10 protein-coding genes are annotated in these 14,335 nt (G+C 40.5%); 6 read left to right on the forward strand and 4 right to left on the reverse strand.

Annotated features, from left to right (window positions below; translation table 11 throughout):
* From ABJD64_RS23545 to ABJD64_RS23560, 4 genes are all read left to right on the forward strand, one after another.
* A complete protein-coding gene (locus tag ABJD64_RS23545) occupies positions 1 to 1,497 on the forward strand; it encodes a GH3 auxin-responsive promoter family protein (RefSeq protein WP_348181311.1) in 1,497 nt (498 codons plus the stop codon).
* A gap of 71 nt (positions 1,498 to 1,568) precedes the next feature.
* Positions 1,569 to 2,729 carry a 1-deoxy-D-xylulose-5-phosphate reductoisomerase gene (locus ABJD64_RS23550; protein WP_348181478.1) on the forward strand — a complete coding sequence of 387 codons (1,161 nt, stop codon included), beginning with the start codon at positions 1,569 to 1,571 and terminating at the stop codon, positions 2,727 to 2,729.
* Complete coding sequence (gene rseP / locus ABJD64_RS23555) at positions 2,729 to 4,048, forward strand: RIP metalloprotease RseP (protein WP_348181312.1); 1,320 nt, start codon at positions 2,729 to 2,731, stop codon at positions 4,046 to 4,048. The genes ABJD64_RS23550 and rseP overlap by 1 nt, the downstream gene beginning before the upstream one ends.
* An 87-nt stretch (positions 4,049 to 4,135) precedes the next feature.
* A complete protein-coding gene (locus ABJD64_RS23560) occupies positions 4,136 to 5,866 on the forward strand; it encodes a transglutaminase domain-containing protein (RefSeq protein WP_348181313.1) in 1,731 nt (576 codons plus the stop codon).
* Here the strand turns inward: ABJD64_RS23560 and ABJD64_RS23565 are convergent.
* The gene (locus tag ABJD64_RS23565; RefSeq protein ID WP_348181314.1) at positions 5,863 to 6,405 is read right to left on the reverse strand and encodes a hypothetical protein; all 543 of its coding nucleotides are present in this window, start codon (positions 6,403 to 6,405) and stop codon (positions 5,863 to 5,865) included. The two genes, ABJD64_RS23560 and ABJD64_RS23565, sit on opposite strands and share 4 nt — an antisense overlap.
* A gap of 87 nt (positions 6,406 to 6,492) precedes the next feature.
* Here ABJD64_RS23565 and metG point away from each other — a divergent pair, with 87 nt between their 5' ends.
* Entirely contained in the window at positions 6,493 to 8,598 is a 2,106-nt protein-coding gene (metG, locus tag ABJD64_RS23570) for a methionine--tRNA ligase (protein ID WP_348181315.1), read from the forward strand.
* A 29-nt stretch (positions 8,599 to 8,627) separates the two neighbouring features.
* Here the strand turns inward: metG and ABJD64_RS23575 are convergent, their stop codons facing one another.
* Positions 8,628 to 9,365, reverse strand: a complete 738-nt coding sequence (locus tag ABJD64_RS23575; protein WP_348181316.1) for a hypothetical protein — start codon at positions 9,363 to 9,365, stop codon at positions 8,628 to 8,630.
* Positions 9,365 to 9,883, reverse strand: coding sequence for a sigma-70 family RNA polymerase sigma factor (locus ABJD64_RS23580; protein WP_348181317.1), 519 nt, complete (start codon positions 9,881 to 9,883; stop codon positions 9,365 to 9,367). The genes ABJD64_RS23575 and ABJD64_RS23580 overlap by 1 nt, the downstream gene beginning before the upstream one ends.
* Positions 9,884 to 10,136: 253 nt before the next feature.
* On the opposite strand from ABJD64_RS23580, the gene ABJD64_RS23585 reads away from it, so the two are divergent.
* Positions 10,137 to 11,261, forward strand: coding sequence for a hypothetical protein (locus ABJD64_RS23585; protein WP_348195323.1), 1,125 nt, complete (start codon positions 10,137 to 10,139; stop codon positions 11,259 to 11,261).
* Positions 11,262 to 11,304: 43 nt separating this feature from the next.
* Here the strand turns inward: ABJD64_RS23585 and ABJD64_RS23590 are convergent, their stop codons facing one another.
* Complete coding sequence (locus ABJD64_RS23590; RefSeq protein ID WP_348181319.1) at positions 11,305 to 14,334, reverse strand: CHAT domain-containing tetratricopeptide repeat protein; 3,030 nt, start codon at positions 14,332 to 14,334, stop codon at positions 11,305 to 11,307.
* Position 14,335 lies beyond the last annotated feature (1 nt).

The following is a 14,335-nucleotide window of genomic DNA, read 5'->3' on the forward strand; positions in this document are numbered from 1 at the left end:
ATGGGCATCCGATCGGTACTCAGTAAGCCATTCGCCAAATACATCGTCAATCAGCAAACCAAATGGGCATCCAATCCGATAGACGCACAGAATAGCATTCTTTCAGAGATTACCAAAAAGGCAAAAAATACTGCATTCGGAAAAGATCATCACTTTACTGATATAGGAGATTATCAGACTTTCAAAGAGGCGGTTCCGATCGGAGACTATGAGGTGATTCGGCACTACGTAGATCGAATAAAAACAGGAGAGGAAGATGTGCTTTGGCCAGGCTTGCCAGCGTACTTCGCCAAGACATCAGGCACTACTTCAGGCACCAAGTATATTCCAATCACTAAGGAATCAGTTCCCAACCATATCAATAGTGCTAGAAATGCCCTTTTGAACTATGTGCACAATTCAGGTAACAGTAAATTTCTTGACGGCAACTTAATTTTTCTATCTGGGAGCCCAATTATGACGCAAACCAGCGGCATCCATACCGGGCGTCTGTCTGGGATCGTGAACCATCATGTTCCTGCCTACCTGAGGTCGAATCAGATGCCCTCTTTCGACACCAATTGCATAGAGGACTGGGAAGACAAGGTGGATCGTATTGTGAATGAGACTTACCAAAAAAACATGACCCTCATTTCAGGCATTCCGCCATGGGTGCAAATGTATTTTGACAAACTCACCGAGAAAACAGGTAAGCCTATTAAAGACATTTTTCCAGATTTTTCTTTGTTTGTGTACGGTGGTGTCAACTTTGAGCCTTATAAAGCTAAACTATTCGAAAGCATCGGTAAAACCATCGACTCAGTCGAAACCTACCCGGCGTCTGAAGGTTTTATTGCCTACCAGGACACTTTGGACCAAGAAGGATTGCTCCTATTGCTGAACACTGGCATCTTCTATGAATTTATACCCGCTGACGAGTACTTTGACGAAAACCCAACAAGGCTCAGCATTGGAGAAGTAAAGAAAGGGGTTAACTACGCACTCATCATAAATAGCAACGCTGGTCTTTGGGGCTATTCGATAGGAGACACGATTCAGTTTGTATCCACCGATCCTTATCGTGTTATTGTCACTGGCCGTATCAAACATTTCATTTCTGCCTTTGGCGAACATGTCATTGGGCAGGAAGTAGAAAAAGCAATCAATTATGCTGCAAAAGAGCAAAATAGAACCGAAATAACGGAGTTTACAGTAGCCCCTCAAGTGACACCGGAATCCGGACTTCCTCGCCATCAATGGTTTATTGAATTTGGTGAACAGCCCGAAGATTTAGAAAGATTCGCAACTGCTATTGATCACAAATTAAGAGAATTGAATTCCTATTATGATGATCTCATCACCGGCAACATTCTAGAAAGATTAGAAATAATCCCGTTGAAGAAAAATGCCTTTATCGACTACATGAGGTCCCAGGGTAAACTTGGTGGGCAAAATAAAGTCCCACGATTATCTAATGATCGAAAAATAGCGACCGAATTGATAAAAAGTCGCATATAACCATCTAATCTTTATAGTTTTGCGCCTGCGTTTTACTTTTATTATTTCAAATCGTCAGGTGCAAACCCAAAATTGAAAAATTGAAAAAGAAAATAACCATTCTTGGTTCTACTGGATCCATTGGCACACAGGCCTTAGAAGTCATTGAGGCCAATCCGGATCATTTTGAATTAGAAGCTATCACTGCAAACGAAAACGCTGATTTGCTAATCAAGCAGGCTATAAGATTCAAACCCAATCTGGTAGTAATTGCCAATGAAGATAAATATCAACAGGTTTTTGAGGCTTTAGATCGTTTGGACATTAAGGTCTATGCAGGAGAGTCTGCGCTTTGCCATGCAGCAGAGCTGGAAGAGGTAGATGTGGTATTGACAGCCCTTGTAGGTTATGCCGGATTAAAGCCTACCCTTAGAGCTATTGAAGCGGGTAAAGCAATTGCTCTTGCCAACAAAGAAACACTGGTAGTAGCCGGGGAATTGGTGACAACCCTGGCCAAAAAGAAAAGAGTCCCTATTCTACCAGTCGACTCAGAGCACTCCGCTATATTTCAATGCCTGACAGGCGAATTTGATAATCCGATAGAAAAAATAATCCTGACCGCGTCAGGAGGCCCTTTTCGTGGGAAAGGAAGAGGTTTTTTAACCCGTGTAAAGAAAGAGCAGGCGCTCAAACATCCGAATTGGGATATGGGTGCTAAAATCACTATTGACTCTGCAAGTCTGATGAATAAAGGATTAGAGGTCATCGAAGCCAAATGGTTGTTTGGACTCAGAGATGAGCAGATCGAGGTCGTTGTTCATCCACAATCTATTATTCATTCTATGGTGCAGTTTGAAGATGGATCCATAAAGGCTCAGATGGGTTTACCGGACATGAAGTTACCTATTCAATATGCACTCACCTATCCGGAGCGGCTAAAAACTAATTTCCCAAGGTTTGATTTTATGGATTACCCGTCCCTGACCTTTGAAAAACCCGACCTCGAAACCTTTAAAAACCTGGCTTTGTCGTTTGAAGCCTTAAAAAAAGGTGGAAATCAACCTTGTATATTGAATGCTGCTAACGAAATTGCGGTATCAAAATTTTTGGAAGACCAAATCGGATTTTTAGAAATGTCCGACGTGGTGGAATCCTGTCTAAATAAAATTTCGTATATCTCTACCCCTAATTTTGACGATTACGTAGAGACTGATAAAGAAACTCGAATATTAGCAACAGAATTGATTAATTGATGGAAGGATTAATAATGACAGCCCAGCTTTTGTTGGGATTATCCATTTTAGTGGGTGTACATGAATTTGGGCATTTGATTGCAGCAAAGGCCTTTGGCATGCGGGTAGAAAAATACTCCATCGGGTTTCCCCCTAAAATTTGGGGATTTCAATATGGCGAAACCGAATACTCTTTTGGTGCTATACCTTTAGGAGGGTTCGTGAAAATATCCGGAATGATCGATGAGTCATTGGACACTGAAAGCCTCTCTCAAGAACCGGAAGAATGGGAATTTAGAGCCAAGCCTGCCTGGCAACGTCTCATTGTAATGATGGGAGGTATCATCGTAAATGTGATCACAGGCATTATTATCTTTGTTTTTCTCGTGTATACAAACGGCAGCTCATACATTCCTAAGGAGGAGCTAAACAAACATGGCATCGTAGCTTACCAACTAGGGCAGGAAATAGGTTTAAAAACAGGGGATGTCATACTCAAGGTAAATGGCAAAGACTATGAGCGGTTCTCAGACCTGAGAAGTATGGAAGTGCTCTTTTCAGATCAGCCCAGTTACCGCGTTCAAAGAGAAGACTCAATTTTTGACATTCAGTTTCCCGAAGGATTTTTAAACAAGCTCACAGATAAAAAATACAAAGATCAGTTCATTGCGTTCAGGTATTTCTATGAAGTTGGTGAGGTCAGTACTGGCAGCGAGGCCGACAAAGGTGGCCTATTGGCAGGTGACAAAATTATCTCAGTCAATAATCAACCTACAATTTATTTTGATCAACTCAAGGAAATCCTGACGGCTAATACAGATAAAGATGTGGTAGCTACGGTAAAAAGAGCTGATAACAATATGGAAACACTCACATTTCATGTAACTCCTGATGGGACAATTGGCTTCTACCCAAATCCGTTAATTAACTATATGCATGATGAATTCTCGTTTGGAGAATCAATACCTATCGGAACAGCGCAGGCGTTCAACGTAGTTTGGGCCAACATTAAAGGCTTGGGGAAAATCTTTTCTGGAGATGTAGCCGTATCCAAGTCACTTAGTGGTCCAATCCGTATCGCACAGATGTTTGGTGGTACCTGGGATTGGAACAAGTTTTGGAATATGACGGGCCTACTCTCCATGGTGCTTGCTTTTATGAATTTCCTTCCTATTCCTGCACTAGATGGCGGCCACGTGGTTTTTCTGACCTATGAAATTGTATCAGGTCAAAAGCCTTCAGACAAGTTCTTGGAAAATGCACAAAAAGTCGGGATGGTGATATTGTTAAGCCTGATGGTATTCGCCTTCTTCAATGATATTATTCAAAGCTTTACTTAAGCAATAAAAGATCAAAATGAAAAGCACTGAGGTATCAGTGCTTTTTTTTTATTTATATTGTTCTGTTGATGGTTATCAATGGTCTGAATGAAAATACAACTGCTTTTACTGTGTCTATCTTGTGTTGGAAGCTTTTCGATTGCACAGAATCATGCGTATCAGGTCAAATTAGATGAACATAGAATTGGCAGTTTTCATCAGTCCATAGAATTTGATCAGAACACACATACTTTTTCCTCGCTAAATCTTCAAATCAAAACGGTTCAAGGTGCTATTAAATTTAGCCAGGAGGTACATTTTGTTGAATCAGATTCAGGTGAGCTCAATTCAGTAAGGTGGTTCAATGTACTTGCAGACACCCTTCGATATCAAATTTTGATAAAAGAAGATTCAATTATTAGAATCAATGGAATCAGTAGGTCGGCTGCACAAATAAGTCATCCCCCAATGATTGGGCCCGAAAAAATAAGAAGAATGTCCTCCCAAATATTAGATACCGTTGGTTCGGCATTCGAGTATTGGACCTTTGTCGCCGAATTCAATAAACCAATGCAGGTACGTCGTGAACTGGTAGCCTTCACTATTAAGGATGCTCAAAAGCTTAGACTAGTAAGAGAATCGTTGGATTCTACCAACTCTACCATTGGCTTTTATGATAGCGAATTCAATTTGATCTTTAAAGAACTAAATTCAGCTTTTGGTAAAATCAGTTTGTCGAAAGTTCAGAGACCCAAAAATTCCCAATTTTTTGAGTCCAATCATTTTAATAAAAACAACCTGAAATCGAATATACGATTTTCAGATCCACTACAAATCAACTCGGTTAAAGTGAAAATTCATGTAATCGATAACCAAAACCCTCTATCCCTAGATCAGGAGAATCAAGAGATCATATTACTTGACAGCGGGTACCAGACTGTAAATGTCACCGACGTTTCCCCATCAATTAGTCTTCCTGAATCGCTTTACCTCACTCCTCAAGAGCATTTCTGGACTCAAGCAAAAGCAGTAGCGTTAGCAGATTCTCTTTTACAAGGCACTCAGAGTCAAGAACTAGCTTTGAGCATTCTTATCGGTTATTGCAAAACGAAAGATAAATATGCCGCACTCGCCTTAAATCAGCTGACCATCGCCGCTGGCATTCCTTCGAGATTGGTGTATGGATACGCTTATGATCAGTGGTTTTGGCATCCTCGGTATTGGGTGGAGATTGCCAAAAAAAGAAAGTGGACTACGGTGGATATGTCATCAATTATTCAATCTAACTCAGCACTTAAAATTGCACTATACAAGTACAGGCCTGGTCGTGCATTAAATCATATTTACTTAGCAGACCTTCCCAAACTGACTGCTATCCAGGTAGAATCTTTTGGGCTTATGGGTCAAACACATTCCGTTTCAAACCAAGTACTTCCTTATTATTTGGAAAAACCTGTTTATGAAAATGAAGGACTTGGTATTCGCTTCAACATACCGGATGGCTTTGAATTAGTGCAAGACGGCACAAAGAAGCCCACTATCCATTTTCTATCTTTAAAAAATATCCACGATGAGAAAGTTATCTTTTCCCAAATCCTGGTAGAGTCCGTTGATAAGGCCGAAATTGAAGCAAAAAAAAGAATTGCCAAACACGTAAATGATTCAGACACAGAATTGGTTTACGAGAAGAAACTGAATCTTTGGCATGGATATTCCGGACATTTTGGAGCCATTGCTATTTTGCAGGGTAGTAGCTTGATTTTTATCTCTATCGATCATCAGAACCCTGATTTTATAATCAATGCACTTACCAGAAAAAACATTCACCTCAAGTATTAGCTGTAATATGTCAACAGCGTCTGAAAATAATCTTTCAGGTCAAACATTTGATGTTCATTATCTTCATTTCTAAATTTCAACGATAACAATTCCTCCTTGTCTCCCCGAACCATATAGGCAGTGATTGTATAGTGAAATTCCTTATTCGAATCTGAAAAAGCATTGGTATCCGAGTGTTTCGCCTGTACCTCCAGCTTTACGTCTTTTACTTCAGTAAATAGATAGGCTCTGGAATAGCCGGACCTAAACAACATAGTTTTGTTGTGTCGATCAATTACCAAACTTCTATATGTGGCGGTTAAATAATTGAAAAATGGTGCAATTATCAAAACCACACCTATTGAGGCAACTACGATCCCGTCTATAATTTCTATATCAATAATCAGAATACTCATAATTAAACAAAACAATCCAAGCGAAACAAAAAGCATCAAAAAACCCCATGAAGTAAAGACCTTCTTACGGACAATAAAGTATTCATCGGATTGATAAACCATGTATCCATTTTTATTCAACAAAGAAATTAAGCTTGTGCGCATTTGTCATCCATTGATGCTTTAGTATAAGATACCAAGAAATCTTTTGAGTTGAACATGCCTTTTTAAATAAGTCTGAAATCCGTACCGGTGCTTTCGAATATTTCTATCTTTGCCGAAAAAAAATTCGTGCAAAAAGAATTCAAAAGATATACAGTTACTTCCGCACTTCCCTATGCGAACGGCCCCCTTCATATTGGTCATATTGCAGGTGCTTATCTGCCAGCGGACACCTACGTACGATACCTGAGAACCAGAGGCAAGGAGGTAGCATATGTATGCGGTAGCGACGAGCACGGAGCTGCAATTACCTTACGGGCAAAGAAAGAAGGAACCACTCCTCAGCAAATCATCGACAAGTATCACCAAATAAATAAAGACACTTTTGAAAGGTTTGGTATTTCCTTTGATATGTATCATCGTACGTCCGAACAAATTCACCATAAAACCTCCCAGGAATTTTTCTTGAATCTGTACGAAAAAGGAGAATTCACCGAAAAGGAGTCGGAGCAGTTTTATGACGAAGAATACAAACAATTTCTTGCGGACCGATATGTAACAGGCACTTGCCCAAAATGCAGTCATCCAGCTGCTTATGGCGATCAGTGTGAAAAGTGCGGTTCATCTCTCAACGCGACTGAATTAATCAATCCTGTATCCACACTAAGCGGTAAAACACCAGTACTCAGAACGACAAAGCACTGGTATCTTCCATTGGATAAATATCAGCCATGGTTAGAAAAGTGGCTCATAGAAGGCAAAAAAGAACAGTGGAAAACCAATGTTTACGGACAGTGTAGCTCTTGGCTTAAAGAAGGTCTTCAACCACGAGCCATGACCAGAGATCTGGATTGGGGTGTGGATGTACCGTTACCAAAGGCCGAAGGAAAGAAATTATATGTTTGGTTGGATGCTCCAATTGGGTATATTTCTGCCACTAAAGATTGGGCGAAAGCCAACAATAAAAACTGGGAAGACTTTTGGAAAAAACAAGCCAATGAGGACGACGAATCTTGCTTGATCCACTTTATTGGCAAAGACAATATTGTATTTCACTGCATCATCTTTCCAGCGATCCTCCACGCACATGGTGAATATATTTTACCGGAAAATGTCCCCGCAAATGAGTTCCTAAACCTGGAAGGAGAGAAGATTTCAACCTCCAGAAATTGGGCCGTTTGGCTTCATGAATATTTGGACGAGTTTCCTGGGAAGGAAGATGAATTGAGGTATGTACTTACTTCAATTGCACCAGAGACCAAAGACAGTGAGTTTACCTGGAAGGATTACCAGGCTCGTGTAAACAACGAATTGGTTGCTATTTTCGGCAACTTTGTGAACCGTGCCGTGGTACTTACGCACAAGTATTTTGATGGGCAACTTCCGGCAGCGTCGTGGGAGGGAGTCGATAACCAGGTTATCAAAGAATTAGAAACCTATCCTTCAAAAATCTCAGAAAGTATTGAAAAATACAGGTTCAGAGAAGCTCTTGCCCATCTAATGGATTTAGCCAGATTGGGGAATAAATATCTGGCGGATACTGAGCCCTGGAAGCTTATAAAAACAGATGAAAAAAGAACGGCAACCATATTGAACGTAGCCCTACAGATCGCTGCTAATTTGTCCGTACTATGCAAACCATTCTTACCTAGAACTTCGGAGAAAATAGCCACCATGCTCAACATGGACGACGAAAATTGGGATAATGCTGGAAAAGCAGACATTCTACTGGCCGGACAGAACATAGAGAAGCCAACCTTATTATTTGAAAAGATAGAAGACAAACTTGTGGAAGAACAAGTAGAAAAATTGCAAAAATCTAATTCCGACAATCAAAAAGCAGAAGACGTGGAAGTAGCACCTCAAAAATCAGAAGTGACATTTGATGACTTCATGAAAATGGATATGCGAACAGGCACCATTCTGGAAGCCGAAGCTGTACCCAAGTCCAATAAACTGCTAAAATTTAAAGTGGACACGGGTATTGACACCCGCACTATCCTAAGTGGCATTGCCAAACACTATTCTCCAGAGGAGATGGTCGGTAAGCAGGTGACCATCCTGATGAATTTGGCCCCACGAAAAATTATGGGTATAGAATCCCAGGGTATGATTTTGATGGCCGAAGATCACGATGGTAAACTTAGGCTAATTCAACCCAATGAAGTGACTCAGAACGGAATGGGGATAAGCTAAAAGCAACATAGGCCAGAGCTGTGTTTTTACTATTCATACTTATAGAGAAAAGCACCATAAAACAGGACTTCTTTTTCATTTTCCAGACTCCAATAATAACGCCCTGGAGATAGGGGCCTATTTAGCTTATAAGTTCCGTTTTTGACTTGCTCTTGATGAACCACGTTTTCCTGATTGCCCATGACTTTCAGTGTCAACCGCACGTCCTCCTGACTAGACCATTCAAATTGAATATTGTCTTTCAGCTTTTCCCTATCCATCGGCTTGATTATTTTCAGGCTTTCACTTCTCAGCGGGTTATTGATCAGTGCTTCCAGCTCCTCATTGGGTTCGAAGTTAGCAGCCAACAATTGATGGTTAGGCTTAGGTAGCTCAACTTCATCCGGTTCATCATTTACTATTTCGGCCAGCTCTGAAGTCTTATTCCTTTCCCGCACGGTATCCTTTTTCACTGAAGCCGTTTCCTGTAGCATTTCATCTTGATATGCATTTGACGGTTTCAACCAATAAAAAGACAAAACCAAAACAGCGGCCGCAGCCACCCAGTACCAGGCCTTATTCGATTCCTTCTTTTCAAATTCAGATGCAATCTCTACATAGGCCTTTTTGGACAGTACATACTGTTTATTGCAATCCTCACATTGAAACAGATGGTTCTGGATTTTTTCTATTCGCTCTTCATCCAACTGAATGAACTCTTCATTTCCTGCCTCGTGCTGAACCAGACCATTGATTTCCTCTGATGATATGTGCCTATTCTCTTCCATCAGCATATTAGAAATGGAGCCATCAAAACAATCAAAGTAATAAGCCTCAGTCGTTCTTTCAATCTCGGTAGAGATCGAGAGTAGTATTTTCTGATAGTAGCTTCGTTCATTTGCATTTCTCCGGCGATCTCCCTGTGCGATTTTCCTTCAAGCAATTTTTTCTTAACAATTTCCACATACGGAGGCTTCAGTTTGTTTATTTCCGACGTGATTAGGTTCATATCATATTCACTTTCCACCAGTTCTCTGCGAACCCATTGATCATCCACCTGATCATAATTCACGAACATTTTACTTCTGTTTTTTTGAAAAATATAGTCACAGTAGGTATGATGAATCGCACCGATAAGCCATGCTTCAAAATTTTTGATAGTATCATTCACCCGCTCATAGCTCTCTATGATACTGGTCATCGCATTGTATATCACATCTTCGTCACGAATTCGGTAGCGCTTTAAAAAAACCCTCTCACAGGCCTCCTTGATCTGAATATGCGGATCGGTGGTTAGTGTCTTCATGCTGCCGGAAAGCAAGAAATTACAAATAATTAGTTGTCTCCCTATTGGTTAAGTCATTCAATATTAAGCAATTGTGATTAAAAATCAATCAAAATTCTATGGTTGATTATTTTTTTGAAAAAAATCAGAAAATACTGTCACACTTTTTTCACATCTCCTACTATAACAAGTATACCGGGACAATTGACCCAAAAACTATTTTAAACTAACCAAGTAAATTATGATTCAATCAATTAAAAAAGTATCGCTAAACATGACTACATTTTTAGCACTAATCTTCGCTCAATCCTGTATCGAAGAAAGCCTGGAAATGGACAGGCAGCTAGAACCAGAGGCGGAAAAAGGCGCAGCCTACCGGGAAGATTTTGTAGATGAAGAGGGAGGAGGCCCCGTATTAAAAAAAGTTCCATATGAAATCCTTATTCAATTTGATCACGGCAATCAGCTGAATAGCAACAGAGACGTTTATGTAGAAAACCTCGAGACAGGTGCAATAACTCTTACGCATCCAAGGAGCACAGAATTTTACAAAGATGGGCAAGGCAACAAGTTTAATTGGAGCGGAGATATAAATGATGCTAGTGGTCATTCTTACTATTTCAATTTAGGATCAGATGATCAAGGAGAATATCGTGTGTATACATTGGACAATTTGGGAAATGCGAGTTTTAAAAATGCCTTAGAATTATACTTTCATAGTTCGAATGCGCCCGATGTAAGAATTGCCTACAAACCGAGCAGTGTTGGGTTTCAATTTTCAGGTGGGAACAATCCCGAATCATTGGAAGTGATTTACAAGCACTACAACCCCGTGACAGTTCAGCCACCTACTTTGATTTCCCCTGCCAATGGAGCGTCCCTCTCCAGTTCGAGTGCGACTTTTTCATGGAGTAGCGTGACTGGGGCTACGAGTTATACCCTCAATATTGATGGCGGAACTTATACTACTGCAAGCACCTCCTACACCAAGAGCGGCCTAAGTAATGGCAGTCATACCTGGAAGGTGCGTACAAATTCCGCTAGTGGGCCAAGTGCTTACTCAGCCTCAAGAAGCTTTTCCGTGAGTACAGCTTCTCCTCTGACAGCTTCCATTTCCGGACCATCAAGCATCAGTCTACCGACAAAAAAGAATCCAGCAAAACTCAAGTATCGCTGGACCGGTTACTCATCCGGAGGGTCAGGAAACAAAACTTACAAATGGTATGAAAACGGATATCACAAGTACACGGGTAAGACCTATGAAAAGGAATTTAGCTACAATAATACGAACTATTACTTCACGATAGAATTGAGAGTGACAGATGACAATTCTACCGTTCCAAAATTCAAAACCATACAGGCAATTGCCGGTGGAGGTGGTGGTGAATTAGAATTTTAATAATTTAAACGACAGGACAGACTTCCAATCTCTGAAGCCCATCCTAATTTCCTAAAAGCACAAAACCAGCCCAGTTCTTTGGAAAGGAGCTGGTTTTGCTTTTTAGCATTTCCAGTTTTGCTTTACGTAGCGCACTAGCCGTAGGACTACCGTTTAACAAGTGGTCGTAAAAACTCACCATCAATTCGCTCGTAGACTTGTCATATACTTTCCATAGCGAGTACAGCACCTGTTTGGCTCCTGAATAATAGAATCCTCTACTTAGAGACAGCATGCCTTCGCCTCGATTCAATTTGCCAATTCCACTTTCGCAACTACTCAACACGACCAAATCACTATTTAAATTTAGATTGTACAACTCGCCGGCGAAAAGGATCCCATCTTCATTATGAATGGCCAAAGAATCTGGCTTTGAGAAGTAGATTCCTGAATAATTAGGTTTTTCCTCATCAATAAAACTATGTGTAGCCAAATGCACAAAAGAGTAGTTTCTGGCATTCAGCTTAAATTTCTCTTCAGTAGATAGTTTGTGCAAGAATACTGATGCGCGTTGACCATTGGATTCAAATACACGCGCTATTTTGGCAACTTCGAGTTCGCTTTCCGGCAAGACGTCAAGATAATCATGGCTATTGGACTTTTCATAAAAGCTCGAATAACGAAGAGAATCTTCAATTCTATTAATCGCACTAGATTTAAACACTGGTGCAAATGCCAACAACGATTGATTATCTGAATCTATCACTCTCTGATGTCCCGTCAAAAGCGTAGAAGAATAATGATAGCTAATCACAAAATCCGCAATGAGGTACGAGGCATCCGCCAACTTATCGTCATTCGTATCATTGGTGATCAGCGATTCAAAAGGTAAATACCAAAGATCTGCGTGTGGAATAATCTTTAGTTCGTTTATGTCCGCCAAGTGCCCTCTGACAGGTTCTAACAAGTTAGAATACAATGCCATGGACAACTCCCGGAAACGTCCCTTGTCTCTTTTATTGATGGCCCTGTAGATACTTTTTACGTTCGATTTGATGGATTCGACATCCGGGATAAGTTCTAATTCAAATCGGTTTTGAGTGACAAGGGCAATTGTTAGTTCGGACTCTCCTATAAAATATTCAAGTACAGCCTCGTCCGGAGCCAATGTATTTTGAATGTCGCGCACAGTAGGAACGTCGATTTGCTGAGTCAGTTGATGATAATCTGGAAAGGCCATCCGAACCGAGTCCTTCAAAGCATCAAAACCCCTTACCAATTCAAAGATTTTCTCTCGAATGGGAGTTTGATGCATTGAATCCACAGATATAAGTTCGTTTTCCAAATATGTCAGCTGCTTCTTATTGCTGTGTAGTCTTTCAAGTAAACCCGGATCGACTCCCCCGATTTTATTTGCTTTTGACTCAACCAAATTGGTATGCAAAACACTTGCCTTTCCCTTCTCAATAAACCAAAATGCCTCCTCGTTATAAGTGGCTTCTTTCTTAATTATTCCCAATTGAAGTGCATCCGAAACGCCTTTTTCATAAATAATTCTATTCAACTCATCATTATACATTTTGGATATATCTGATCGATAGTTCAGTCGCATCATGTCTAACAATCGCACTGAAAGTTTTCGAATTGCCAGGGCATTTTCCAGTTGCTCTATGCCGTTATTCAAGACGTAAATGTTTTCATAAGCACCAGCCATTTCTTTGTATATTTTCAGCAGATCATGGCAATTTGATGGGGAAATCTGAGTCAAAATTTCACCGCCCTTCATGGTTTCCCATTCGGGAAAAAGCGCGGCAAGAGCTATCTCAGTATAATTCAAAGCCATTTGCGGGTCCTTTTCCATCAATCTTGCTCTCTCCAGATGAATAGAAATAATATCTTTAGTGCTCTGCTTGCTCACGAATATTTCCAAAGCCAATTGGAATACGCTATCAGCCAACACACTTTTATTTTGTTTTCTGTAAGTGCTACCCAGATTTAAATATGCATCACCAACAAACTGATGTCCGGCTCCGGCACCTATGATCAAATTGGATATTGCCTCCTTCAGATACATCTCAGCTTTTGGATAATCTGCAAGCAGATCATGCATCATACCAATATTCATGAGGTTTTGTCCGATCTCCGGATGATCGGCCTTTAAGGTTTCTTTCCGAATATCCAGGGCTTGTTGATAATATTGAAGTGCCAAATCTGGAGCTCCTTGCCTATAATGTATGTTGCCAACATTTACAAGGCTGGAGGCAATCGCCGGATGATTAGCGTCAAGCAACGACCTTCTCATAGTCAGGGATTTTAGGTAATAAAGGAGTGCGCTTTCTAATTCACCTTGTTCAAAGTAAGCATACCCAAGATTATTATAGACACCGGCTTTGTGCTGGTTCTCAAGATCTTCCGGAATGTATTGAAGTGCCTTTTCATAATAGGCCACAGCATTGCCGTAATGGCCTTTCATGAGATTAATACTACCCATATTGATATAGCCTCCGGCTATTTGGTTATAATCCCCATCATGAGCCCGAAGAATATCCAGACTTTGGCCAAAATAATCAAGGGCCTCATTATAATTGGATAAAAAGAAATTGATTCTACCTAACCCGTTCAATACTACAGCCTCGTCCGTGCGGTCCTTTTTATTCTCTCTGGCAATGACAAGAGCAGATTTCAGGTTGACAAGTGCTGGCTCATAGTTTCCCTTAAATCCCTGACAAGAGGCCAGATAATAATAACTCTTGCCAACTTCACGCGCCGTATCGCCTAGGTGATTTTTCCCAATCATAAGAATGTTTTCTAAGGTTGATTCAGCCGACTCAAAACGTCCTAATTCTGACTGAGTCGATCCTACTTCATTAATACAATGAACATATTGACTGTATTTTTTTGAGCTGAGAAACAACTCAGCGGCAGCTTGCCATTTTAAAATGGCACTATCCAATTTGGAATTGTTATACAGAACTTCAGCCTGGTGCTTTATTCTTTGGGCCTCATTGAGAGTAGGTGTATTCTGTGATTGGACTGAAATTAAAACGAAAAGACAAAGTATCCCCGTAATAAGGCTTCTTTTTAGGTAAATCATG

Origin of the sequence: Reichenbachiella sp., from assembly GCF_039944555.1 — a bacterium.
Taxonomy (GTDB): Bacteria; Bacteroidota; Bacteroidia; order Cytophagales; family Cyclobacteriaceae; genus Reichenbachiella.

Coding starts and splice junctions, on each gene's coding strand:
- ABJD64_RS23545 (WP_348181311.1), top strand. CDS start 1: ATGGGCATCCGATCGGTACTCAGTAAGCCATTCGCCAAATACATCGTC.
- rseP (WP_348181312.1), top strand. CDS start 2,729: ATGGAAGGATTAATAATGACAGCCCAGCTTTTGTTGGGATTATCCATT.
- ABJD64_RS23560 (WP_348181313.1), top strand. CDS start 4,136: ATGAAAATACAACTGCTTTTACTGTGTCTATCTTGTGTTGGAAGCTTT.
- ABJD64_RS23565 (WP_348181314.1), bottom strand. CDS start 6,405: ATGCGCACAAGCTTAATTTCTTTGTTGAATAAAAATGGATACATGGTT.
- ABJD64_RS23575 (WP_348181316.1), bottom strand. CDS start 9,365: ATGGAAGAGAATAGGCACATATCATCAGAGGAAATCAATGGTCTGGTT.
- ABJD64_RS23580 (WP_348181317.1), bottom strand. CDS start 9,883: ATGAAGACACTAACCACCGATCCGCATATTCAGATCAAGGAGGCCTGT.
- ABJD64_RS23585 (WP_348195323.1), top strand. CDS start 10,137: ATGACTACATTTTTAGCACTAATCTTCGCTCAATCCTGTATCGAAGAA.
- ABJD64_RS23590 (WP_348181319.1), bottom strand. CDS start 14,334: ATGATTTACCTAAAAAGAAGCCTTATTACGGGGATACTTTGTCTTTTC.